Consider the following 26,845-nt stretch of genomic DNA (forward strand, 5'->3'; position numbering starts at 1 on the left):
TTAACAAGTCGAGGAAAGTCCTGATAGATGTCTCAAAAAGAATCAAATATCCCATGACAAAAACATTAGAAAATCCCTCAAATAAGCATCTCAAAAGCTGGCAAAAAATTCTGCTATATTTAGCAATTACCTATTTAGTATTATTGATTGCCCCCATCGCTGGTTTCGATTTGCCGCGAATCATTGGCGAAATTAAAGCAAATCCCTCGCTTTTAGTTCAGCAACTATTAATTGGTTTGGTAAATGGAGCGATTATTGCTGTCATTGCTTTGGGTTACACCATGGTATACGGCATTATTGAATTAATTAATTTTGCCCATGGTGATTTATATATGTTGGGGGCTTTTTCATCTTTAACTATCATTGGTGCTTTCGGAATTACTGATAGTTCTTCATTATTAACTAGTTTGCCAGCAATTTTAGTTGCTTTACTTTTTAGCATTTTTCTCTGTGCTGGCTTGAATATTCTCACGGAAAGATATGCCTATAGACCATTACGAAATGCACCAAGACTAGCGCCTTTGATTTCTGCAATTGGTGTTTCTTTTATATTTCAAAACATCGGTTTATTTTGGGGTGGACTAAAATCTTTTATCCCAATTATGGGGGTGAATGCAGCTGCACCTAAAAGTTTTCCCGATTTATTACCACGCATTGATATTCTCAAGCTTTTCGGCATTGAAAGCTCAATTTTGTTCACCACTAAAGATTTAATTGTGCTGGTATTTGCCACCGTTTTAATGGTAGGATTGCATCTATTTGTTAAGTATACCCGTTGGGGTAAAGCTATGCGGGCTACGGCACAGAACCGCGATGCAGCCAGGATGATGGGGATTAATGTAGATGCCATTATTATCCTAACTTTCTTTATTGGTGGTGCTTTGGCTGGTTCCGCTGGTTTATTAGTTGGTTTGTACAACAACACTGTTGTATTTACCATGGGTTTTACTGCCGGATTAAGAGCATTTACCGCCGCAGTTTTAGGGGGAATTGGAAATATTATTGGGGCAATGTTGGGAGGAGTTTTAATTGGTTTGCTTTCAGCTTTGAGCGATCAATATTTTTCTAGCCGCTGGACAAATGCTTGGGTTTTTGGAGTTTTGGTAATTATTTTAGCCTTTCGTCCTGGTGGTTTATTGGGGGAGAATACACAGGAAAAAGTTTAAATCAGTTATAAGTTATCAGTTATCAGGCAACAGGGAACAGGGAACAGTAATTATTCAGTTGGTTGAGTGAAGTGGAATGCTGATGCAAAGCAAATTAATTAAAGTTATAAAATCGGGTGGAATTTTAGGCATTGTTGCCGCTTTAACTGTGGTACTTTTTGGCGGTTGGAGTGGTTCCGTGATGGGTTGGTTGATTGGGAATGCTGCGGGTTTTACACAGGGTGAAGCAAATGGTGGTAGAAATTGGCGAAACAATGCCGTAATTGGTGCCAAATCTGGGTTAATTATTGGTATCTGGACATTAATCGCTAGTTTAGCCGAAGGATTGATTGTGCGATCGCTTTCTGGACGCACCCCTATTAGTTTCGTGGAAGCTTTAACTTACGGAATATCTAGTTTAGTTATTGCTACCCTTTCGGCAGCTTTGATGGCAGCTTTGCAAGCATTACCCCGCAAACAAAGCCAATTAGCAACACTAATTACCCTAGCTGCGATTTTAATTCTGTTCCCTTTTGTGGATGGAATTGCCCAAACTCGCTGGATTGCCACTTTAATTGAAATTCAAATTTTTATTATTTTGGCACTGGGGTTAAATATCACCGTTGGTTATGCGGGGTTACTAGATTTGGGATATGCCGCATTCTTCGCTATTGGTGCTTACACCACCGCGTTGCTATGTTCTTCCCAACTAAATATCCACTGGAATTTCTGGCTAGTAATCCCCATTGCCGCAGCAGTTGCGGGAATTGCCGGTGTAGTATTAGGTACGCCAACTTTACGGTTACGGGGAGATTATCTGGCAATTGTCACCCTGGGTTTTGGGGAAATCGTCCCCGTAGTTTTTCGCAACCTTACCAGTATCCGCATCGAAGAACCCATCTCCAAAATCATCAATAGCTTGATGGGACATCCCGAAAAAACCCTCTGTCTGCTAGGATGCGATCGCGCCATCAATTTAACAGGTGGTGAACCAGGTATCAACCCGATAGATCGCCCTTTTCTCCCATTTATTGGTACATTCAGTAGTAGCAATTATCTTCCCTGGTACTACCTAATTTTGGGTTTGGTGGTTTTTTCCTACTTCTTTATTAATCGTCTTCGAGATTCCCGCCTCGGTAGGGCATGGAATGCTATCCGCGAAGATGAATTAGCAGCGAGTGCTATGGGTATCAACCTAGTTAAAACCAAATTATTAGCTTTTGCGATGGGAGCAACCTTTGCAGGGTTTGCTGGGGCATTTTACGCCGTCTATATCAGTGCCATTTTTCCCAGTGTTTTCGATTTTTCTGTATCCGTAATCATCCTTTGTATGGTGATTTTAGGTGGTTTGGGCAACATGACTGGGGTAATTTTGGGCGGCATCATTATTATGGGGGCAGATCGATTATTTTTACCCCAACTGGCAAAGGTTTTGGAAGGAATTCGCAACACCTCCCTATTACCTGCTATTAGTAATCCCCAATGGCAAGATTTTGTCAGAACTAGTTTAGATCCTACTCAGATGCGACTATTTTTATTTGGGTTGACTTTGGTAATTATGATGTTGGTACGTCCTGAAGGATTGATTCCTGATAGATTACACAAAGCCGAGTTGCATGAAGAATAATGTAGAGACGCGATATATCGCGTCTCTCTTTGCATTTCTTTGTGGAAATCAATTCAAAAGCTACAAGTCAAAATCTACAAGTTAAAATCTACAAGTCAAAATCTGAAAATGAATGCACAATCTACCAAACCAATCATCTTAGAAGCCCAACAACTGACAATGCGGTTTGGTGGTTTAACCGCAGTCAATCAAGTTGACTTCATTTTAGAGCAAGGCGCGATCGCTAGTTTGATCGGTCCCAATGGTGCCGGGAAAACTACCTTTTTCAACATGTTGACGGGGATTTATAGCCCTAGTGGTGGCAGATTATGGTTAAATAGCCGTGATATCACCGGAACAAAACCTGATCAACTAACAAAATTCGGTGTTGCCAGAACCTTTCAAAATATTCGCCTATTTAATAATATGCGGGTTTTAGATAATGTTTTGGTGGGGATGCATTGCCGCTTAAAAAGCAGCTTGATTGGCACTTTGCTGCGCCCTAAGTCAGTGGTAAATGAAGAAGCCGAAGCAAAAAAGAAAGCTTTATATTGGTTAGAATACGCAGGTTTGGGAAAATCCAAGGCTTACGAACTGGCAAAAAACCTTTCCTACGGAGAACAACGTCGCCTAGAAATCGCCAGGGCATTAGCTTCTGACCCTTTCCTCCTGCTTTTGGACGAACCCACAGCCGGAATGAACCCCGCCGAAACCGCCGATTTAACCCGATTTATGCAGCGCATCCGCGACGAACTGAATATGACGATTTTGCTAATTGAACATGATATGAAGCTAGTTATGGGAATAAGCGATCGCATTACAGTTCTAGCTAGTGGTAAAAAAATCTCTGAAGGTACTCCCACCCAGGTGCGTCAAGATCCTCAGGTAATTGAAGCATATCTGGGTAAGGAGGAGGGTTAAAGTTATGTTACAAGTTAAAGATATTCACACCTATTACGGCAATATCCAAGCACTCAAGGGTATTTCCATCGAAATTAATCAAGGGGAAATTTGTACTTTAATTGGCAGTAATGGTGCTGGTAAAACCACCCTTCTGCGAACAATTCAAGGATTAATTAAACCCCGTCAAGGTGAAATTTTATTTGAAAATAAATCTCTAACTTCCATCAGTGCTGAAAAAATAGTTAGTGAATTAGGAATTGCCCAAAGTCCAGAAGGAAGATTAATCTTTCCCCGGATGACAGTATTAGAAAACCTGGAAATGGGTTCCTTTTGTCGGCGGGATACTTTGGGAATTAAATCTGATTTAGAATATGTTTTGAATCTATTTCCCCGACTGCGAGAACGCATTAGCCAAAAAGGGGGAACCCTCAGCGGAGGAGAACAACAAATGCTCTCAATTGCCCGTGCTTTGATGGCAAAACCTCGACTACTCCTACTTGATGAACCCAGTATGGGTTTAGCACCGAATTTAGTCCAAGAAATTTTCGTGTTAATCAAACAAATCAATAAAGAGCGAAATATCACAATTTTATTAGTGGAACAAAATGCCCGTCAAGCATTAGAAGTTGCTTCCCGTGGCTATGTGCTGCAAACAGGTAAAATAGAACTATCAGGATTAGCCAAAGATTTACAATCTAATGAAGAAGTTCGCAAAGCTTATTTAGGTGAAGAATGATAGATCCCCGACTTCTCTAATAAGTCGGGGATCTGAACTAGTTTTGGTGGAGTAGAGTGCAACCTAAAAATGTGAAGCTGCACATAATTTATTAGCTAACGCTTTGCGCTTAAAGACACGTAGGGTGCGTATAGCCTTTCGACATCCAAGAAAAGCGACAGCGTAACGCACCATTCATAAGGATTTGGTGCGTTACGACGTTCCGTCTAACGCACCCTACAGTACTAAATATGGAAGTAGGGGTAAAGCGCATTGCTCATCGGTGTCAACTTAACATGAAACCCTTGATAGGATTAAACTTGACCTCTCCCTAGATTTTACTGCGTAAAACCTTTCCCTCCCCTACTAGGGGAGGGACAGACTTGAACGTTAGTTCAAGGCAGGGAGAGGTCAGTATCCATCAGTCAAAACTTATATATATCAATGCTTTTAGCTTAAGTTGACACGTATGAGCACTGCGCTTTACCCCTACAGCACGACTATATGCTTATGAACGATCAAAATCTGAAAGATTAGCGAAACCTTGATAACTGTTCACTGTTCACTGTTCACTGATTTACTATGTCCACAATCCAACCTGCACGCATAACTAAAGTATTACCCGACTCCATCGCTGCTGAAATTGGTTTTACAGCAGGTGATGCAATTGTCAGTATCAACGGAACAAATCCCCGCGATTTAATCGATTACCAGTTTTTGTGTGCAGATGAGGTTTTAGAACTGGAAGTACTGGACACATCAGGCAAAACCCATCATGTGGAAATTGAAAAAGATTATGACGATGATTTGGGGTTGGAATTTGAAACGGCACTTTTCGACAATTTAATCCAATGTACCAATAAGTGTCCCTTCTGCTTTATCGATCAACAACCACCAGGAAAACGTGAAAGCTTATATTATCGAGATGATGATTACCGCCTCAGCTTTTTGTACGGTTCCTACCTCACCCTAACCAATTTACCACAGCGCGAGTGGCAACGCATCGAAGCCATGCGTCTTTCACCTTTGTTTGTCTCAGTTCATGCAACCGAACCCGATGTCAGAATCCGACTACTCAAAAATCCTCGTGCGGGAGAAATATTAGAGCAAATCAAGTGGTTTCAGGAACGAAGACTACAAATCCACGCCCAAGTAGTCGTATGCCCTGGTATAAATGATGGCAAGCACCTGGAACAAACAATTAGAGATTTAGCGTCATTTTATACTGGAGATATCCCCGCTGTCACCTCAGTGGCAGTGGTACCAGTGGGTTTAACGCGTTTCCGTCCGGAAGGTGATGAACTGATACCAGTAAATCCCGCGAAAGCAAAGGAAGTTATTTCCCAAGTGCGATCGCTTCAACAGGAATTCCGCCAAAAAATCGGCTCGACAGTCGTCTGGTTAGCCGATGAATGGTTCTTAATTGGTGGTGAGGATTTGCCCTCCGAAGCCGAATACGAAGACTATCCGCAAATTGATAATGGTGTTGGTTCAATTCGCTTGTTCCTGAAACAATTTGATAATGCGGCACAGCAATTATTACCAAAAAAAGTTTCACCAAAAACCTTGACATGGGTCGTAGGAAATGCTGTTGAAAAAGCTTTTCAGCCAATTTTGCAGCGATTGAATTCGGTCAGTGGTTTAACTGTTAATATGCAAGCATTGTCAAGCGATTATTGGGGACAAAATATTAGCGTAACTGGACTATTAACTGGTCATGACTTGTTATCTAAACTACAAAATTCTGATTTAGGTGATGGAATTCTATTACCCAGTGTCATGCTTAAGCATGGAGAATTGATATTCCTTGATGATATAACTGTTGAAGAGGTTGCATCGAAATTGAAAACTCAGATTTTTCCAGTTGCTGGAGTTGAAGAGTTGATCCAGACTTGTATTAAGTAGGGGATAATATTAAGCTCGGATAAACTATCCACAAATCGAAAACCCTTTAGAGACGAGACATGTCACGTCTCTCTTTGTATTTCGTGAAAATCCCAGATATGTATGTCCATTGCCATACCATAAATGCTTTGCGCTAAAGCACTACTACGAATCAAGTTTTATACAAAACTAATTATTAGTAAATCCTTGAAAATTAACTGTTTAGCTGTTCAAATGAGGTTGAAAGTGTGATAGTCCTGGGAAAAAACAAAACAAATAAATTAAAACTAAAAATATCAAAATTATTCATTTTTAAACTAACTTTTATAACTTTTAATTTCTTGAATATTATCCCTGTATTAGCAGCGGAAAATTCCCAATTAAATGCCAAATTAACTGTTATTTATAATCCCGAAAACTCGACTCAATGGACAGGAATTAGCAAACGCTTAGAATCAACAGGTATAAACTACTGTATAGTACCCCTAGACGAAGTGCGATCGCCTGCCGACTGGGGCAACCGAAAAGTGGTATTTTTACCAAATATTGAAACCCTCTCACCCTCACAAGCGATCGCATTAGAAGAATGGATGTCCAAAGGTGGACGTGTAATTGCCAGTGGTCCGGTGGGAAGTCTTTCTTCACCAGGAGTTAGGCAGTTATTACGCACACTTTTTGGTGGATATTGGGGTTTTGGCTTAAATGATATCCAAGAGTTACAAGCTAGCAAAGACAGACTTTCCCAAGATTGGGTAAATAAAAATATCGTCTTTGGTAAAGTTCGTGGTGGTGTCCTAGTTCCTGATGAAGTTACAGGCAGAATTAGCGCAGTGTGGAATGCTAAAGATAATCCCGCAGCAATTGTCACCACCGATCGTTCAGTTCTCTTTGGTTGGAGATGGGGAGGTGATACCGCAGCATCCCTAGATGTGGATACTGCTTGGTTGCAAGCTGCTGTGAATCGCTATTACAAATTACCTCCTAGTGCATCAACAAAAGTTGAAGAAGGTTCTTCCAAGTGTCAAAAAACATTGGCAAATACGAGTGTAAATAATACACCAAAGAACACACAAACTAATGTTGTTCGGGAAACCAACAAAACCCCAAATAACAATAAAACAGCCTTTTCGGCTCCAGCAGCAATGCCCCTCACCAGTAAAATTACTGGAGTTAACCCACCAAATAGAACATTTCCCCGCTCAGATGAGGCAATTGATAAATTAGAACAATCCGTGCGGGAAGATATTTCCCCCAACTCCCAAAAACCCATTAGTTCCAGCGAAGCGATCGCACTTCAGCAAGAATTGCGTAATCTCATAGGTAGGGTGGAAAATTCCAACTTAGCTGCATCCATAATCAACGGCAATTCCCAACCTATAGGTAAAGTTTCCTCACAACTTGCATCTGTCCAAGGTGGTGGAGGAGTCCGGCAACCAAGTAACCAAAGCATTCAAAATGCCCGCCAATTCCTCAATAATATTCCTGAGCTAATCAAGCAAAAAAAATATAACCAAGCTCGCCAACAGTGGCTAGCTACCCGCTCAATTCTCCTCAATCAATTTCCCCTAGATCGTAAAGTTGCTCAACCGGAAATCCGCGCCGTCTGGTTAGATCGCGGCACAATCGTCCGCGCTCGAAATGAAGCCGGACTCGCTCAAGTCTTCGATCGCTTGGCACAAGCAGGAATTAATACGGTATTCTTTGAAACCCTCAACGCCAGTTACCCCATTTACCCCAGCAAAATTGCACCCCAACAAAATCCCCTAATTCGTGGTTGGGATCCCTTAGCTTCAGGGGTAAAACTTGCCAAGCAACGGAAAATGGAAATACATGCTTGGGTTTGGGCATTTGCCGCAGGTAATATTCGTCATAATGAACTTTTAGGAATTAACACCAATTATCCCGGACCAGTTTTAGCAGCAAACCCCGATTGGGCAGGATACGACAACCGAGGACAACTTATCCCACCAGGACAAGGTAAACAGTTTTTTGACCCAGCAAATCCCCAAGTGAGGGAATATTTACTGAGCATTTATAAAGAAATTGTTACCAAGTACGATGTGGATGGACTGCAATTAGATTACATCCGCTACCCCTTCCAAGATTCAAACGCAGGACGTAGCTTTGGTTACGGCAAAGCTGCACGTAGCCGATTTCAGCAGCTATATGGGGTTGATCCGATGAAAATTAACCCCAGTCAACAGGATCTATGGCAGAAATGGACACAATACCGAACTGAACAGGTTGATAGCTTTGTTACCTTAGTTTCTCAGGAGTTAAGACAACAACGCCCAAACCTAACTTTATCAGCAGCAGTGTTCCCCCTGCCCGAACGCGATCGCATTCACAAAATTCAGCAGCATTGGGAAGTTTGGGCGCGTCGTGGAGATATCGATCTAATTGTACCCATGACCTATGCCCTAGAAACAACCAGATTTGAAAAATTAGCCCAGCCTTGGATTTATTCAACTCAATTCGGACAACTAGGTTCCACTTTATTAATACCAGGAATTCGTTTACTAAATTTACCCACAGTGGGAGCCTTCGATCAATTGCAGGTGGTGCGGGATTTACCTGTAACTGGTTATGCCTTGTTTGCTGCTGAAAACCTCACAGGTGATTTACAACGGGTTTTTAATAATACTCAAGGTCAAAACCCTACTGAAGTAGAACCAATTCCCCACCGTCAACCTTTTGCCAGTGCAGCAACCCGCTACAGTGCTTTACGTGCTGAGTGGAAATGGCTACAAGAAAATAATAATTTACAAATTACTTCCCCATCTAATTTTAATGAACAAGCAGACATTTTAGAAGCTGCACTCAATCAACTAGCCGTAGCATCTAATAATAGTAAGTTAGCTACTGCACGGGGTGCTTTAAACCGCTTTAAAGTCCTATTTAAGGCTTCCATGCGTCAACAATATATTGATAATAGTTATCAAACTCGCTCTTGGGAAAACCGTCTGATCGCCATCGAACAGTTAATACGATATGGTGAACGTGTAGAAATCAGTAATTCAAATTGAAGGAGAAAGAAGGGGGGTTTTAAGATGGGAATACCCTGCGGGTAGACACGGAGTGGCTTCTGTAAGTAGTAAGCTGCATACAAGGCAGTTTTTGGGGTCATCCAACTCCCAAAATGTCCCGTCCCAAATGAAAACTGGCGATGCTTCTGCATCGGGGTATTAAACCCCCCACTCTTGATCAACCAAAGTAAATAATCTATTCATAAAATAAAACAAGTTAATTCAATCAAAAAGCAATTATTAATCAAAAATTTTGGTAGTTTTATATGTTTTGTAAACTTTGTTTGAGTTGCTTGAGTTAACTTAGATAATAATATTTTTTCAGTGTATGTACGCAAGATAAATCATACATTTTAGAGCGAGAATATGTTGAAAATGCTGATAATAGTAGTTTTAGAATCAATTACAACATCAGACGAATAAAGTCTATTTTGTAGATACAGCTACTAAACTGATAGTGCTTTCACAAACATAAGATACACTGAACTACAATAAGAATTATTATTGGGAGGTAAAGGCTAGTGCTTTTATCTACACAGCCGAACTTTGAGCAAATATCCTTATCGTCTTTAGATGAGGCAGTTAACCGCTTTCCTTTGACAGTAAAACCAAATACTCCATTAATTGACGCGATCGCATTAATGAGCCAACATCAAGTTGGCTACATGCTTGTCATGGAAGATTTAAATATATTTGGATGGTTTAGTGCCAAAGATTTAATCAACCTTATTGCCCACCAAGTGGATTTGCAAGCAACCCAAATCCGTGAAGTAGTCACAGATTGCGTCATCGTATCCGATTCTACAGAATCTGATAACCAGAGCCAAGTCAGTTTAAGTTTGTTGCAGGACCACGAATTAATAGCAGTGGTAGATAACCAAGGTAATTTGCAAGGAGTAATTACCCCAGATACCATATGCAAAGCCCTAAGAGATCAACAAATCGAGGGAAATAAAACTGATATCAATACATACCCAACAACAGAAAATCTAGATGAGATAATTTCCTCAAACAATCTCCAATTTAGTCAATTACTAGACACGAGTGCTCAACATATATGGATACTTAAGCCAGATGGTTGCTTAGAGTATCTTAACCAGTGGACAACAGAATACTCTGGCATCAACCGTGATGGATTACTAAATAGAGGATGGCAACAGTTATTACATCCGGATGATTTGCAAAGATATCTTGCTCAAATGGCAGAACACATCTCCATCGGGGAAGCATATGAAATAGAAATTCGTTTATTAAAAGAATTAGAACAAAACTATCGCTGGCATATAGCCTATTTACAGCCATTAAAAAATAGTAGTGAGAACGTTGTCAATTGGTTTATAACTATGATAGATATTCACGAACGCAAACTCACAGAAGCAACTTGGAAATTAAATAGTGAGCGTTTTGAAACTTTAATCGAAAATCATAATTATCTGATTTGGGAAGTAGATGAGCACCTCAACTACACATACTTAAGTCCATCAGTTAAACAGATATGGGGTTACGAACCAGAAGACTTGCTGGGTAAGACCATCTTCACAACCATGCTTTCCCACGAAGGTATGGATGAGAATAATCTTTTTGCAGATCTCGTTGCATTTAAACAGAAGTTTAAACGTTTACAAACTGACTTTCAGCATCAGCATGGACATGATGTAATAATGGAAATCAGTGGTAGTCCTATTTTTGCTGTGGATGGCAGTTATTGCGGATATCGGGGAAATAGCTATGATATTACCCAGTATAAACAGATGGAAATTGCACTCGTTCGCTCCCGCCAAATCATTGAAAATTCTCCTGATGGAATTAGCATTACTGATTTAAGGGGGAAAGCAATTTATCACAACCCAATGCTAACTAAAATGTTTGGCTACAACGTCAATCAAATCAATGCGTTGGGGGGTTCATCGAGAATTTTCTTTACCCGTAGGGAAGCAACTACAGTTTTGAACTCTGCCAAACATGGTGAAGGTTGGCAAGGAAAAGTAAAAACACGCGACAGTTTAGGTCACTCAATACATGCCTATCTACGCACAAACTTGATCAAAAATGATCAGAACGAAGTCGTAGCAGTCACAAGCAACTACACCGACATTAGCCACCAAAAGCACGTCGAAGACACTTTGAGATTACGCGATCGCGCTTTAGCTGCAAGTACCAACGGTATAATTATCACAGATGCTCGTTTACCAAACTTACCGATTGTTTATGTAAATCAATCTTTCGAGAAAATCACAGGATACTCAGCCTGTGAAGTTATCGGACGTAACAGTCGTTTCCTACAAAAATCAGATCATAACCAACCAGCCTTAGAAGAACTACAGACTGCCATTGATACCCATCAATGTTGTACAGTTTTACTGCGTAACTATCGCAAAGATGGTGTTCTTTTTTGGAATGAATTAAGTATTTCGCCAGTTTTTGATGTTAAACAGAAGCTAACCCACTATATTGGCATCATTAACGATGTTAGCGATCGCAAACAGTCAGAAGTTGCCATTCGAGTTAGTAAAGCCAGACTGGAATACCTGCTATTTTCCACACCGGGCGCTGTATATACTAGTCGAGTGTCGGGAGATTTTGGAGTTACTTTCGTCAGCGAAAACATTAGCAATATGCTTGGTTATCAAGCACGAGAATTTGTTAAAGATTCCAACTTTTGGATTAACCATATCCATCCAGATGATCAAGTTTATACTTTTGAATCAATTTCTCAACTTCCTCTCACTGGCAAAAATACAATTGAGTACCGCTTTTTGCACAAAGATGGAAACTATCGTTGGTTACTTGATAGCTCAAAAGTTCTCTATGATGAAGCAGGTAATTCTCTAGAGATTATCGGCTTTTGTATAGACATCACCGAACGGAAACAGTTAGAAGAAGATTTACGTATTGCTCTTGAAAAAGAAAAGGAACTGAGCGAACTCAAATCTCGATTTGTTTCCATGACTTCTCACGAGTTTCGTACCCCATTAAGTACAATTCTCTCATCATCGGAACTACTAGAACATTACCGTCACAACTGGAGCGAAGAAAAGCAACTCTCCCACTTCCACCGAATTCAGAGTACTGTGAAACACATGACTCAATTATTAAATGATGTCTTGATCATTGGCAAAGCCGAAGCCGGAAAAGCTGAGTGTGAAGCAACATCCCTTGATCTAGTAAGTTTTTGCAATCACTTAGTTGCAGAAATGCAACTAAATAATCAAAACACTCAGCAAATTATATTTGAGTGTTCAGCAGAATCTATTATTGCTGTCATGGATGAGAAATTACTCGGACATATCAATACCTTCGCCAAAGTAAGAGGATGAAGAGGAAGAGGTAGGGCGTTTCGTAGTAGAGTTATTGTCTCTCACAACGACAACTCAAAAACCACTATGTGCGCCCATGTTTGACATTTTATCATTGTTACAGTGCTTCCTGCCGCAGATAAATGCTACAACGATGAAGCAATTGAACCAAATAATCTTGGCAATGTTAGCGATGAGCGGGCGAGTCACTATGTTGGGAATTTCTCGTTGGACAGGTAGTGGTGGTAGTTATCGGACGATGTTGAGATTTTTTCATACGGTAATCCCTTGGGCGACATTGTTTTGGCTATTTTTCCGCAAGCATTTGTTCCGTGCAAATGAGGTTTATTTGCTTGCAGGAGATGAAGTTGTAGTAAGTAAATCTGGGAAAAAAACTTATGGGTTGGATAGATTCTTTTCCAGCCTAGTAAGTAAGCCAATATCAGGGCTATCTTTCTTTACATTATCATTAGTAAGTGTTGAACAAAGGCACTCATTTCCGATTCAAATAGAACAGGTAATAAAGAACGATATAGAAAAAAGTAGTGTATCGCCAAGACCAGAAATAAAAGCCAAAGAAAAACGTGGACGTGGACGACCAAAAGGGAGTAAAAATAAAAACAAGACCGAAGTAATTCTCACATCTGAATTACTCAGAATTAAGAAGATGATTAATGAGCTAGTCAAGCTGGTAGCTAACTTTATCCCACTGACTTACTTAGTCTTAGATGGTCATTTTGGAAACAATAATGCTTTGCAGATGGCTCGACAGGTCAACTTACATATAATTTCCAAGTTACGCCACGATTCAGCATTATACATACCTTACCAAAATCCTGACCCTAATCATCGTTCACGCCGTAAATACGGAGATAAACTAGACTGGCGTAATATTTCTGATGAATATTTGCGTCAAAGTAGTATCGAAGAGGATATCCAAACCGATAGTTACCAAGCTACTTTACTGCACAAAGAATTTGCCCAGTCCCTGAATGTAGTTATTTTGGTGAAAACAAATCTGAAAACTAATGCTCGCAGTCACGTAATTCTGTTTTCTAGTGACCTAAAGTTGTCATCTGAGAAAATAATTGACTACTACAAACTACGCTTTCAGATCGAGTTTAACTTCCGTGATGCCAAGCAATTTTGGGGATTGGAAGACTTTATGAACATCGGTCAAACTGCGGTGACTAATGCTGCTAATCTAGCATTCTTTATGGTTAATTTATCTCATCATCTTCTCGCTGATTTCCGCATCCTGAATCCTGACTCCGGCATTATTGATCTTAAGGCTCATTATCGTGGCTTTCGATATGTCCATGAGATCTTAAAAATGCTTCCAGAAATCCCTGAGCCTATTTTATTAACCCGGATTTTTGCCAAGCTTACTTCTTTAGGGCGTATTCATCACGTTTCTACGGGCGTTGAATCCTCTTAATTTGGCAGAGGTATTGACATATATTTATTAATTTACTCTCCAATGCCGTTAAATATTCCCCCCCCGATAGCACGGTTACTTTCAGACTAGCATCGGATGAAAAACAGGCAACCTTCGAGATTCAAGATCAAGGAATCGGTATTCCTTCAGATGATTTACCTCGTCTTTTTGAATCATTTCACCGAGCTACTAACGTGGGCAATATTCAAGGAACAGGCTTAGGACTAGCAATAGTTAAAAATTGCGTAGATATTCATCAAGGTACTATTACCATCAAAAGCCAACTAGGAACAGGAACAACTTTCATCGTGACTTTACCACTAGAAATTAACTCAGTTTAGATCAGTATATATTATTGAACTCATAGCTATTAATTCTAATGATTAAGTAACTGAGCTACTCTCAATCCATTTTACAATCACTAACATTTTTCTAGGAAATCATGAATAAAATTTTAGTTATAGAAGACGAATTAGCAGTCCGCGAAAATCTAGTGGAACTTCTAGAAGCAGAAGGTTTTGAAACTATCGCTGCACCTAACGGACATATTGGTATTCAAAAAGCCATGGCAGAAACTCCCGATTTGATTTTGTGCGATATGATGATGCCGGAAGTAGATGGCTATGGTGTATTGACAAATTTACGTGAAGAACCAAGCACAGCTACAATTCCCTTTATCTTTCTAACTGCAAAATCTGCAAAATCTGACTTCCGGCAAGGTATGGATTTAGGTGCAGATGACTATATTACTAAACCCTTCACTCGCGCTGAATTACTTAGTGCTATCATGGGTCGTCTAAGCAAACAATCACTGCTAAAAAAATATCTCTCAGCTAAAGCTGATACGAAAGTTCTATCCCCAGAGATTCAATACATCGAAATCAGCTTAAGTAATGCTTTATCATCTCCAGAGTCTGATGTCTTTCCAATTCGCTACAAACCAATAGTTGATATTCAGTCTCATCAAATTATTGCCTTAGAAAGTTTTCTCTACTGGCAAAGTCAAGATTTAGGATTAGTTTCACCACCAGAACTAATTCCCCTTGCCGAACTAACTAATTTAGTTGCTTCTCTCGGTAAACGTTCAATTGAGGCAGTTTGCGAACAACAACAAATTTGGCAACAATCTGGTTATATAAATGTGCCAGTAAGTGTGAATATTTCCGCAGGTTTCTTCAATCAACCCGATTTTGTACAAATAGTTAGCCAAGTTTTAAATGAATATAATTTAAGTGCAAGTGATTTGCAATTAGAAATCACAGAAAATATCATCATGCAAGATATTAATAGTGCAATTTTTACTATTAATGAATTACGTTCCTTGGGAATTAAAATTGCTGTCGATGATTTTGGGACTGGTAACTCTTCACTCATATATTTAAAGCAGTTGCCAGTTCACATACTTAAGATTGATCCTTATTTCATTCATAATATTGCTAACGATTCACAAAAATCAGCAATTACAACTGCGTTAATTCAAATGGGTCAAAACTTGAAACTGCAAATTATCGCTCAAGGCGTAGATAGTACTTCCGAACTAGTGTTTGCCGCTAAAAATAACTGTGACGCTGTTCAGGGGTCATTATTCAATCAAGCATTATCACCCGTAGAACTAGAACAGGTTATTTTCAAAGGATATGGAAATATCGATGCTTAAAGGAAATAGTAAATGGCTACGCAAAATTATATATATGTTGTCATTGCGTAGCTTGGAACTATAGGGTGGAACAAAACAATGCCAAAGATTTGATCCTTTCGGAATGTATGATTAATTTTGCACTACTACTTAATACCCCCACCCCCCACAATCACAACCAAGCTAGATAATTAATTAAATCTTATGACGGAGATTTAGACCCAACAACAAAACTTTTCACTTTTAGCAGCGGACAAATTAAACCTCGAAAACCAGTTAAACAATTTATTTGCAGATTATTCTGCAAAATTTAATTTAATAGGTTGAAAAGCTGATTATGCAAAAGATATTATACTCATAATACAAGTAGATGGATGGGAGAATTTATTCCTAAGTTATTAGATAATGAACTTCTCTTTCAGGGTATCTACCAAACCCTGCTTTATCTCTACCCTAAGCTTAGTTCAATGAATCGTTAGTTTGAAGCGAATACTCTTTCCCCGATTTTCAGCTTTTTTGATTTCCCGGAATGCGCTCATATTTACTCATTGTCACTTAGTATACTTGATTTACCCTATTTTTAGCATAAGCATAATAATTACGGGATTTTGCCGTAATTACTCTTCTAAACTATTGGATTGACAAACCAAAAGCATCTCATCACCTAATTAAAAATCTAATATCAAGGAAATATGGCAAAGCGATCATTACAAGCTTCGAGTGAAGGTATCAGAAAAGCAAAACAGGCATTTAAGCGCAAAGGATGGACACAGGAGTATCTAGCTACAGAAGTTGGTTTAGAAACTCGTCAACCAATTTGGAAATTCTTTACTGGGAAAGCTGTAGATCGCCAAGTTTTTCATGAAATTTGCTTAACTTTAGGAATTAGTGCTGATGACATTATTGAAAAACCTGAAGCCACAAAAGACAGTATATCAACATCTTCATCTGGTGAAATGTTCTTTGGATCAGATGTACAGAAAACTCTGACGACTGACAATATAGATTCTTTAGTAACGGAATTACGCTCAACCTTATTCGGACAGATTCAAAATCACTGTGCAACTTTGCGTCTTTTAGATATAGCTCATCCACTAAGCTTGGAAGATCTTTATGTTGATGTGAATATTCAAGAAGGAGTTAGTAGTCGATCCTGGCTAGAAATAAATAGTTTAGAGAGTTTAAAATCCAATAACGAGACTCAAAATTTCAAGCAGTTTAAACCTAAATCAGAAGGATTAGCGGGATTAGAGGCAATTTCTAAATATCCCAAAATTATGGTTTTAGGCAAGCCAGGAGCGGGGAAAACAACATTCTTACAATCAGTCGCAATTAGTTGTAATAGAGGTCAAATCAAACCAGATTTATTACCAATTTTCGTGAGTTTAAAGAGCTTTGTTGAAGAGGTAAAAAAAGATAATCAAATAGACTTGCTAACTTATATTAATAGTCTATATATTTTGACTGATTTAGAACAGAAGAAAATCTTACATATACTATTAAACGGTAGATGTTTACTAATTCTTGATGCATTGGATGAGGCTTCAGAAGATTTTATTGATTTAATTATCAGTAAAATTTGCCATTTTACCGATAGATTTTATCTGAATCATGTAATTATTAGTTGTAGATCTGCTGCTCAACACTATCAATTTAGAAGCTTTACAGAAGTGGAGATTGCAGATTTCAACATTGATCAAATTGCAGCATTTACTTATAAATGGTTTATTACAGTTGGTAAAACTTCCTTTTTAGAAGGAAAGGCTTTAGCTCAACAATTTATGCAAAAGCTACAGCTGCCTGAAAATCAAAAGATTAGGGAATTAGCCTCAACGCCACTATTGTTAAATATTACTTGCTTGGTGTTTCATACTCTCGGTGATTTTCCGGTTATTCGTTCTGAGCTATATCGGCAGGGTTTAGAATTACTTTTGGCACGTTGGGATGAAGCTAGAGGTATTAAACGAGATACTATTTACCGCGAACTTTCTTTGTTACACAAAATCAAGCTATTAAGTAAGATTGCCGCAAGCTCATTTACTGAAGGTGATTACTTCTTTTCTGGAATCAAACTTCAACAAATTATTTCTGATTATATAAGCCAGCTACCTCAATTCCAAAAAGATGTTGATGCGTTGTTGTTAGAGAGTGGTGCAATACTCAAAGCGATTGAATCTCAGCATGGTTTACTAGTAGAGCGCGCACATGGGGTTTATTCGTTTTCTAATTTGACATTTTACGAGTATTTTACAGCTAAAGAAATTGTTGCTAATGCTAGTTTGGAATCACTTAAAGAGTTGACTAAACACCTTTTTGAAAAGCGTTGGCAAGAAGTGTTTTTACTGGTTGCTAGCATGTTACCATCTGCTGATATTTTTCTGCAAATAATTAAAGCTGAAATTGACAAATTGGTGTTATACAATCAAAAAATCTATAATTTTTTAGTTTGGGTAGAACAAAAGTCTTCTTTTGTTAAGACATCTCATCATCCATCGGCAATACGTTCATTTTACTTCAATCTTGCTCTTCCTACACAACATCAATTAGCACGGGATCAGAACTTAGCATTGTCTTTAGATAAAGAAATTGCCGGAGAGCTAGATATTAACTTGAGTTTAGATATGGCACTAACTCATGCTATATCTGTAAGTGCGAATATCAATTCAAATATTTTTTCACAACGCATATCAGCAGTTTATCTATCATTAAAAATAGATGATTTGCTTTTACTTGCTAATAAACCAAGTTTGAGACAAAGAATTGGAGATTTAAAAGATCAACTACCTCCTGTAAATCAAGCAAAAAATGTTTTAAAAGCTTGGTGGGAAGAAAATGGAGTAACTTGGACAACAAAGCTAAGGAGTACCATTATAGAAGAATGTAAAATTGGCAACAATTGGCAGTTTAGCCAAACTGATTCAAAATTATTACAACAATATTGGGAAGGAAATAAGTTACTTCTTGAATGTCTGAGAAGTGCGACTAATGTATCTAAAGATTTACGTCGCTCGTTAGAAGAAAGTTTATTTGTCTTTGATGGAGGATGTTTTGCTCAAACGGGTGAGCAATTGTGATATTTGCTGTGGGAATTCGATATTTAAAACCATCCTTCCTGTTCAAGGGTTTCAATCATTTGCAGTCCGCGAGTGTCACCAACTCCTAAGAGTGCTGATTTTGAATCTTCCCGTACACCTAGATCAACGTCTTCGGCGAAGGCTTGAATTAAAGCATCGATGGCAGTAGCATAAATCACATTTGATGGTAATTCACGGCAAAGCTGTCCGATTGCCCATGCACAGTTGCTACGTACTGCTGCTACAGGATCTTGAACTAAGGCTGAAATTAACGGTGGCATGGTTCCCACTACTGCTTCATAGCTGATATTTACCATTTGCACTAGGGCACTGGCTGCCCACAGACGAACGGCGGGGATATCTGTTTTTAGTGCATCGGTAAGGGGTGCGAGACTACGGCGATCGCGGCAGTTGCCTAATGCCCAAACTACACCTTTACGGACGTAGCCGTTCCAATCACGGTTCAACTGGAGAATCAGTGGTTCAACAGCTTCAGGGCTAGGATTGCGTCCGATTCCATATGCTGCACTTACCCGCACTAGGGGGCATATATCGGTCAGTAAGTTAATTAAGTGGGGAATTGCTCGTGCATCTTCAATATCGCAGAAAGCACGGGCTGCTAGCATCCGCTGCTGCGGTTGAGAATCAGTTAACAGAGCAAGCATTTCATCTGGATCTGGTTTGGGGAATTCTGACTCATTAGTCAAAGGTTCCATTAGATCAAGAGGGCTTTCTAATTCTGTTTCAACTTCGAGTAAACTAAGTTCATCTTCATCATACATAATTCAAAACTACCATTGCTCATCAAAGTCTTTTTATTTTCAGTTTTTATGATTCAGGTATTTTACCATTGTCAGTGATTGAGTTTGATATCCTAATTGCTCGTAAAGACTAAGTGCTGGGATATTTGTTTGAAAAACTTGTAATCCAATTTGCCCATCTCCGCGTTTTTCTGCCCAAATTTCGGCTTCTTGCATTAGTTGTTTACCTATGCCTTGCTGGCGATATTCAGGAATAACATAAAGTAGGAAGATATGAGCATAGCGAAGATTGGTAATTTGGTCGATGGCGTTGCCCATCCATAAACAACCAATAGGGGAAGATTTGGGGACGTTTTGCTTTTGTGCTATCTCGTTGTTTACTACAGGGATATCCACCCACCAAATAGGTGTTTCAGTGGAAAGATATTGTTCAACTGTCCGTGTGAGGTGGGAAAAATCTTGTTGTGGTGATATTTCTTGATAAGTTTGCTGCATGAACTTTACAAGTAGTGCTTTGTCTTTGGTAGAACCACAACGAGTTTTATAAATGGAAGGTAAAGAGGTGGACATTGGCGGTATTTTAGCAGGGAAAATGAGTAAGATTCGCTATAGTTCCTAAGCTTAAAATTCGCGTCGGGAAAAAATCAGGATAGCGATCGCTAACATCATGCAACTGTAGAATAAGCCATAACCCGCGTTTGTGAGTAGTGTAGTTTGATTTGGTAATGCTTGTAAGCCGTAAACAGCAGAGTTTTTTAAATCTAACCGTGATAAATCTGGTAATATTAGGTACAGTGCTTGGGTTAAATATTTGATGCTGGAATTACCATTTATACCACTGAGCTTAAGTAAATCTTGGGTTGCATTGCCCATCAGGTAAACACCAAATGTGAGAGCACTTGCTAGCAAGGAACTAGTAAATACTCCAAAGGTAATGGCTACCGCTGTAATTAGGCATAGTTGCAACAATAGAAATACTACCGCAATCAGAATGCTGGGAAGAGAATAGTTAACTTGGGCAACTTGCAGACATATTAGATAAAGTCCTGTCATTGTAACCGTTAATAAAGCTAAAACTGCTGATAAACCAAAGAATTTACCAGCAATAAATTCACTGCGACTGACAGGTTTGGCTATTAATACTAGAATTGTCCGCTTTTCTATTTCTTTGTTGATCAGTCCGGTACCGACAAAAATAGCGATCATTGTACCTAGAACGCTCATCGCTGCTAAACCAAAGTCTAACAGCATTTTATCTTCTGAAGATGCTGCTAATTCTGGAAGAATAAATTTCGCACCAACTAATATCAGGGCATAAAAGCCAATAATATAGAGAATGCGATCGCGTACCATCTCCTGGAATACATTTTTCGTTAGTACAAATATTCTACCAAAGTTCATAGTCATTCAAGAAAGTGAATTCAAACCATCACGTTACCTTTGTAACTTCTATTGTGGCTACTGTCTCGTCGCATTTTCCTGGTTTATTGTTTCACTGGTGGTGAACCTGCAAAAAACTTAGGTACAGCTTCGCACTGTATTTCTGCTACTATCACCCTTTCCCCTGGATTTCTAGTATTGACTGTACTATTATCGGCTGGTTTAGAAATTGGATCTATTTGGCAAGATTTTCTCAGAAAATACTTTTTAGTATTAGAACTTGGACCTTTCCAAACACTTAATAAATCTAATCTGTAACCAGAGTTTGTAGATTTTGTATTGACTACGCGAGCTTCTGTACTCCAAAATACACGTTCTTCATAGTTAACCAGGTTTTTTCTTTCGTACTCTGCTGCATATCTATTCATAATATCTTGACCAATAGAAGCTACTCTTTGATTTGCCTCTATTAACCACCTTTCGACATCAACATCATTATTGGATTGTTTATTCCATGATCTTCCACGTAATTGTCCCTCAACAATTGGCTGTATCCGATTGAGAATTATTGCTCCACTTGCAGGTACGGTAAGTTTTGGTTCTGTTGGCACAATTAATGTACTTTTACTAAAGTCATCTGCAAGAATACTTGGATATTGTCTAGCCCATTTATCTATCGTAAAATATAGTTGCAACCAACAACTTATAACCATACATACAGCGAGTAAAATAATAATTCGCTGGCGAATTTCTAGTTTTGGTAACTGTCTTTTATAGTCAATTCCGCTACCTTCAAAGAATTCTGGAATTGCTGTTATAATTGCAGAGATAGTGGGCCACAAAACAAGTGTTCTGGGTGTAAATACATTTTCGCTTCTGACAGCAAACGCACTGACCAAAAATCCTGTAATTAATGCTCCAACAGGTAGGTTAGTTCCCGGAACTAAGATTGGTTTATCTGTTGTGTACCAAGAAGTCCCTGCAATCAAAAATACCCAACCACAAAATGCAATTAAATCTCTAGCAGTTCCAAGAGCCAAGGATGACATAAGCCAAGAAAACAAACTTAGATAAATTAATGTTTGCCAAGAATAAGCTTGTTTTGGGACTAATATTTTCTTGACCTGTTCATACACATCTTCGACAATTTTAAATACCCCAAAAAAATCCTTAACTAATGCCATATTTTTTAACTCCAAGGATGATAATACAGATTTTAGATGTTTTAGTAATTTTTGTTGGTACTAATCAACATAACCAAGACTATGGCACTATAACTCAAAGAGTTGGCAATTAATATAGTTTGAACTAGTGATGTATCCTGAAGCTTAAATTTTCTCAAGCGTCTAGAAGACCATCTGCTTTTTAATTCTGGTTCGGCTGGTTTACTTTGACCAGGTTCACGCAGGGAAATTAGTGATAGTTTAAAAAGACCAAATTTAATTAGAAACGTGGAAAAAAAGACAATAAAAGCACCAATCAAGAGTGTTGATAGCACTTTACCATTATACTGATTAAAAAATACATACGTAATCAGATCTGACTTTAAATCAATTGGTAAAAATGGTTCAGCTATGAAAAAAATAATCCAACCAATTACCCCAGAAAAAAGGTTAATACATATTGCGTAGAAAACGCTAGTTTTTTTATCGAATTTCAACTGATTATTAAAGATATATGCTTCGATGGGAATAGTGATTAAGAAGAATAGAAAATTAAATAAAATTGCGCCCAGAGGAAAAACAGGGGCAAGATCTATAAATGACAAATCGGAAAAATCCAGCATGTGATTGATGGTTTTGATTATGACTGGAGAAAGTATATAGCATATAACTGGCACTTGGGTAATAAAATTTTGGAAAATTATTCCATTTTTGAGTGCCCTTCTTTCTTGTAAGATGTAAGACTGCTGCGTGTGTTAAAGCTTTGGGGAATCATGACAAGGAACGGCATCGGTATTCGTACCGCGCAAGTGCGCCAAGAAAGAGTTACAGGGCAAATTCATGTCTATGATGGTGTAGGGAAAGGAAAATCTCAAGCTGCCTTGGGTGTGGTTTTACGTTCGATTGGTTTAGGTATCAAAACGCCAAATCATGCTAACCGTGTTTTGCTCCTGCGGTTTTTGAAGGGTCCCGAACGGGATTATGATGAGGATGGTGCGATCGCAGCTCTCCAGCGAGGCTTTCCCCATCTGATCGATCAGGTTCGCACTGGACGCGCTGAGTATTTTGGTGCAGATGAAGTCATCACTTTTGATCGGGAAGAAGCTGCACGAGGTTGGGATGTGGCTAAGGGTGCTTTTGCATCAGGACTATATTCGGTGGTGGTTCTAGATGAAATTAACCCGGTGCTGAATTTGGGTTTGTTGGATATTGATGATGTGGTTAAGTCTTTGAAGTCCAAACCCCATGATTTAGAGATTATTGCCACAGGCAGGGGTACACCTCAAAAACTCCTAGATATTGCCGATTTACACTCGGAAATGAAACCTCAGCTTCAGGAAAATGCTGAAAATAAGGGTTTGGAAGGAGTTGAAATTTATACTGGTGCCGGCAAAGGAAAATCTACCAGTGCATTGGGTAAAGCCTTGAAAGCAATTGGTAGGGGGATTAATCACCCCGGTTCCACGAGGGTATTAATTATGCAATGGCTCAAAGGTGGTAGTGGTTATACGGAAGATGCAGCTATAGATGCCCTACACCAATCCTATCCGGAAGTGGTAGATCATCAACGTTGTGGGCGTGATGCGATTGTTTGGCGCAATTCTCGTCAAGAGTTGGATTATGTAGAAGCTGAACGTGGATGGGAGATTGCGAAGACTGCGATCGCATCTGGGCTGTATAAGACTATTATCTTAGATGAGCTTAACCCAACGGTAGATTTGGAGCTTTTACCCGTAGAACCAATTGTGCAAGCTTTACTTCGTAAACCCCGTGATACTGAAGTTATCATCACTGGACGTTGCCAAAATCAACCTGCTTACTTCGATTTAGCCACCGTTCACTCAGAGGTATATTGTCATAAACATTACGCCAACCAAGGGGTAGAACTGAAGCGCGGAGTCGATTTCTAATTGATCAGATTTTAGTTGAGATAATTGAGAACACCTCAAATTTTACAAATACCAAATCAAATGGATATTAATACCAGCACGCTAGATGTCATTACTGGAGTGATTGCGATCGCTATTCTCCTTGGAGGCATGTTAATGATGTTTACAACTATCTTTAGCACCAAATTTCAATCGGGAGATATTAAGATTACTAAAAGGGAAAAGGGAAAGGGAGAACAGGGAACAGGCAAATCCCCATAATAGGACTTACGCATTAGATAGTAAATACAACATACTAGATGTTCTAAAAAATACATTTTTTTTAGGACAAACCGCATTATTCAGTGGTGTGATTGCGTAGCTTGCTTCTTTGCTTTGGAGTAGGCTTGCGCTTCTACCAATGAGGTTGAACAACCATTCGCCCCATAATGTGTCGTATTGTTTTTTCTAATTCGTATTATTAAATTTGCGTTCCTAAGTCATCTTCAGATGACTTTTGCTATGAGATTAGGAATTCATTCCCAGTTAGACTATGGGTAACTCCCCAACTGAAACTGTAATAACTGTTAACTGATTTTAATGAATCTCTCCGAAGTTCCCCACCAGTATCAATTTCCTGCTTCAATTCAACCCCACGGTATCTTGCTGATATTAACTCAGCCAGAACTGAATATTCTCCAAATTAGCAACAATTCACAAAAGTATTTGGGAAAATCGCCGCTAGAATTACTGGGAAAACCTCTAAGTGTGCTTTTAGGAACATCACAAGCATCAGCGGTTAAAGAATGCTTATCACCCATAGCAGGTGTCACTAATCATCTAAAACTCGTGATTGAAGCCGATAAATGGTTTGATGCGATGGTGACAACTACTCCTAACAGGGATATTCCATATTCCCAGCAGCAGCTAATTATCCTGGAATTAGAACCCAGCAGTTCCAAAAACAGCATCAGTTTCTCTGATTTCCACAGCTTAGTGCGGGATGCAGTGTCACAAATCCAAACACAAGCGAATCTGAATGAACTCTTAAATATAGCAGTTACAGCAGTTAAAAATATTACAGGCTTCGATAGGGTAATGGCTTACCGCTTTTATGAAGACTTATCTGGCTCAGTAATTGCGGAAGTCAAACGTAGTGATTTAGCAACATACTTAGGATTACATTACCCTGCCACCGATATTCCCCAACCTGCGAGAGATTTTTACAGCCGCTGTTTATTGCGTTATATCCCTAATTTAAACGCTGAACTTGTGGAACTCATTCCCAGGGAAAACCCCATCACCCAAACACCCTTAAATTTGAGTTTTGCTAGCTTACGCGGTTTTAGTCGGTGTTGTGTTGAATACCATCAAAATATGGATGTAGCCGCAATCATGGTGATTTCCTTGCTCAAAGAAGGTAAACTCTGGGGATTAATCTCTTGCCACCACCAAACACCTAAATACTTACCCTATGATGCGCGGATAGCATGTGAGTTTTTTGTCCAAATTGTTTCTTTAGAACTAGCAGCAAAAGTTAGCAACGAAGAATTAGACTATCAAGTGAAACTGCGATCGCTACAATCAGAATTCATTGATTCTATCTCGAAAGCTGATAATTTCGTTGATGCTCTTGTTCACCCTGCTCCCCGTTTGTTAGATTTAGTTAGTGCCGAGGGTGCGGCTGTAATTTTGGGTGAGGACATAACTCTAGTTGGCAAAACCCCTGATTTAACAGATGTCACCAGCCTTATCCAATGGCTAGAAACCCAAATTAGGGATAACCTATTCCACAGCAATTCTCTACCTAAAATATACCCCAAAGCATCTAGCTTCAAAGATACTGCTAGCGGCTTGTTGTTGTTGCAAATTTCTCAAGTTCGCCGCTATTATATCCTTTGGTTTCGCCCAGAAGTCTTGCAAACAGTAAATTGGGCTGGCAATCCCGCTGATTCAATTCAATTTAAAACCGATGGTACCGTCACCCTCTCACCTCGTAAATCCTTTGAAAGTTGGCAGGAAACAGTCCGTTTTACTTCCCTACCTTGGAAAACTTGCGAACTCCATAGTGCTTTGGCGCTGCGAAATGCCATTATTGGAATTGTGATTTCCAAAATTGATGAATTAGCTAAAATCAACACCGAATTAGAACGCAGTAACCGCGAACTTGCTGCATTTGCTTATGCTTCCTCCCATGATCTCAAGGAACCATTGAGAGGTATATATAATTACTCTAATATTTTATTAGAAGACTACGGAAATCTGCTCGATGAAGAGGGAATTGATTACATCAAAACAATAACATCTTTATCTGTACGGATGGAAACACTGATTAATGGCTTGTTGAGATTGTCACAATTAGGACAATCAGACTTACATCTCCACCTCACCAACCTAAATCTATCACTCAAATCGGTAATTGATGTTTTTCGTGCTAGCCGCCAAGATTCACAATTTGAAATCTTGATTCCTCGACCGTTACCAAGTATAAATTGCGACTCAACTTTAGTAAATGAAATCTTTACCAACCTAATTACTAACGCTTTTAAGTATAGCGATCGCGTAGCGGCTCTTTCAGAGCATCGCACTCACAAGATAATCGAGATTGGTTATTTAGAACCTGGTAAATTAAATTCCTCCACAACCCCGGTTTTCTATGTGCGAGATAATGGTATCGGCATTAAACCCCATCATCTCGAAACCATTTTCCGCCTGTTTAAGCGGCTACACTCCCAAGAAAAATATGGTGGTGGGGCTGGAGCGGGTTTAGCGATTGCCAAACGAATCGTAGAAAGACATGGAGGGCGCATTTGGGTAGAATCAACCTTTGGTCAAGGCTCAACTTTCTACTTCACACTTGCACCTTGACATTTTTAGTATCCTATAAGATGATTACGAACTTTACGAAGCTTTGATAAATCAAAGACAACATATCCTTAAATAATTCTAA

At 39.1% G+C, this 26,845-nt stretch carries 18 protein-coding genes and 1 pseudogene; 14 read left to right on the plus strand and 5 right to left on the minus strand.

The genetic code is table 11. From position 1 onward, the window contains the following. The first annotated feature begins 53 nt into the window (after positions 1–53). The 11 genes and pseudogenes from CAL6303_RS26975 to CAL6303_RS27020 all read left to right on the plus strand — a co-directional run bounded on the left by CAL6303_RS26975 (position 54) and on the right by CAL6303_RS27020 (position 18,723). Positions 54–1,166, plus strand: a complete 1,113-nt coding sequence (locus CAL6303_RS26975; protein WP_015201014.1) for a branched-chain amino acid ABC transporter permease — start codon at positions 54–56, stop codon at positions 1,164–1,166. 82 nt (positions 1,167–1,248) lie between these two features. Continuing rightward, positions 1,249–2,772 carry a branched-chain amino acid ABC transporter permease gene (locus CAL6303_RS26980; protein ID WP_015201015.1) on the plus strand — a complete coding sequence of 508 codons (1,524 nt, stop codon included), beginning with the start codon at positions 1,249–1,251 and terminating at the stop codon, positions 2,770–2,772. A 108-nt stretch (positions 2,773–2,880) separates the two neighbouring features. After that, the gene (locus CAL6303_RS26985; RefSeq protein WP_015201016.1) at positions 2,881–3,672 is read left to right on the plus strand and encodes an ABC transporter ATP-binding protein; all 792 of its coding nucleotides are present in this window, start codon (positions 2,881–2,883) and stop codon (positions 3,670–3,672) included. Between the two features lie 4 nt (positions 3,673–3,676). Next, complete coding sequence (locus CAL6303_RS26990; protein ID WP_015201017.1) at positions 3,677–4,390, plus strand: ABC transporter ATP-binding protein; 714 nt, start codon at positions 3,677–3,679, stop codon at positions 4,388–4,390. Between the two features lie 561 nt (positions 4,391–4,951). Beyond that, complete coding sequence (locus CAL6303_RS26995) at positions 4,952–6,274, plus strand: TIGR03279 family radical SAM protein (RefSeq protein ID WP_015201018.1); 1,323 nt, start codon at positions 4,952–4,954, stop codon at positions 6,272–6,274. Positions 6,275–6,501: 227 nt separating this feature from the next. Next, positions 6,502–9,279, plus strand: coding sequence for a family 10 glycosylhydrolase (locus tag CAL6303_RS27000; RefSeq protein ID WP_015201019.1), 2,778 nt, complete (start codon positions 6,502–6,504; stop codon positions 9,277–9,279). Positions 9,280–9,800: 521 nt separating this feature from the next. Next, positions 9,801–12,596, plus strand: a complete 2,796-nt coding sequence (locus tag CAL6303_RS27005; RefSeq protein WP_015201020.1) for a PAS domain S-box protein — start codon at positions 9,801–9,803, stop codon at positions 12,594–12,596. 76 nt (positions 12,597–12,672) lie between these two features. Further along, positions 12,673–14,013, plus strand: coding sequence for an IS4 family transposase (locus CAL6303_RS27010; RefSeq protein WP_015198005.1), 1,341 nt, complete (start codon positions 12,673–12,675; stop codon positions 14,011–14,013). 17 nt (positions 14,014–14,030) lie between these two features. Continuing rightward, positions 14,031–14,354: pseudogene (locus tag CAL6303_RS29570) on the plus strand (sensor histidine kinase); the annotation flags it as partial. Between the two features lie 101 nt (positions 14,355–14,455). Next, the gene (locus CAL6303_RS27015) at positions 14,456–15,670 is read left to right on the plus strand and encodes an EAL domain-containing response regulator (RefSeq protein WP_015201021.1); all 1,215 of its coding nucleotides are present in this window, start codon (positions 14,456–14,458) and stop codon (positions 15,668–15,670) included. 671 nt (positions 15,671–16,341) lie between these two features. Next, positions 16,342–18,723, plus strand: coding sequence for an NACHT domain-containing protein (locus CAL6303_RS27020; RefSeq protein WP_015201022.1), 2,382 nt, complete (start codon positions 16,342–16,344; stop codon positions 18,721–18,723). Positions 18,724–18,746: 23 nt separating this feature from the next. Here the strand turns inward: CAL6303_RS27020 and CAL6303_RS27025 are convergent, their stop codons facing one another. From CAL6303_RS27025 to fraC, 5 genes are all read right to left on the minus strand, one after another. Further along, positions 18,747–19,505 carry a HEAT repeat domain-containing protein gene (locus tag CAL6303_RS27025; protein ID WP_015201023.1) on the minus strand — a complete coding sequence of 253 codons (759 nt, stop codon included), beginning with the start codon at positions 19,503–19,505 and terminating at the stop codon, positions 18,747–18,749. Between the two features lie 39 nt (positions 19,506–19,544). Further along, positions 19,545–20,054: a GNAT family N-acetyltransferase gene (locus tag CAL6303_RS27030; RefSeq protein WP_015201024.1), complete on the minus strand. Its 510-nt coding sequence runs from the start codon at positions 20,052–20,054 to the stop codon at positions 19,545–19,547. A gap of 51 nt (positions 20,055–20,105) precedes the next feature. Further along, entirely contained in the window at positions 20,106–20,885 is a 780-nt protein-coding gene (locus CAL6303_RS27035) for an ABC transporter permease (protein ID WP_015201025.1), read from the minus strand. Between the two features lie 83 nt (positions 20,886–20,968). Then, the gene (fraD, locus tag CAL6303_RS27040) at positions 20,969–22,048 is read right to left on the minus strand and encodes a septal junction protein FraD (protein ID WP_015201026.1); all 1,080 of its coding nucleotides are present in this window, start codon (positions 22,046–22,048) and stop codon (positions 20,969–20,971) included. 41 nt (positions 22,049–22,089) lie between these two features. Continuing rightward, positions 22,090–22,650 carry a filament integrity protein FraC gene (gene fraC, locus CAL6303_RS27045; RefSeq protein ID WP_015201027.1) on the minus strand — a complete coding sequence of 187 codons (561 nt, stop codon included), beginning with the start codon at positions 22,648–22,650 and terminating at the stop codon, positions 22,090–22,092. Between the two features lie 150 nt (positions 22,651–22,800). On the opposite strand from fraC, the gene CAL6303_RS27050 reads away from it, so the two are divergent. From CAL6303_RS27050 to CAL6303_RS27060, 3 genes are all read left to right on the plus strand, one after another. Next, positions 22,801–23,937 carry a cob(I)yrinic acid a,c-diamide adenosyltransferase gene (locus CAL6303_RS27050; RefSeq protein WP_015201028.1) on the plus strand — a complete coding sequence of 379 codons (1,137 nt, stop codon included), beginning with the start codon at positions 22,801–22,803 and terminating at the stop codon, positions 23,935–23,937. Between the two features lie 24 nt (positions 23,938–23,961). Continuing rightward, on the plus strand, positions 23,962–24,177 hold the full coding sequence (locus CAL6303_RS27055) for a hypothetical protein (RefSeq protein WP_144051084.1): 216 nt from the start codon (positions 23,962–23,964) through the stop codon (positions 24,175–24,177). 318 nt (positions 24,178–24,495) lie between these two features. After that, entirely contained in the window at positions 24,496–26,763 is a 2,268-nt protein-coding gene (locus tag CAL6303_RS27060; RefSeq protein WP_015201030.1) for an ATP-binding protein, read from the plus strand. Positions 26,764–26,845: the final 82 nt, after the last annotated feature.

The organism is Calothrix sp. PCC 6303 (genome assembly GCF_000317435.1).
GTDB lineage: Bacteria > Cyanobacteriota > Cyanobacteriia > Cyanobacteriales > Nostocaceae > PCC-6303.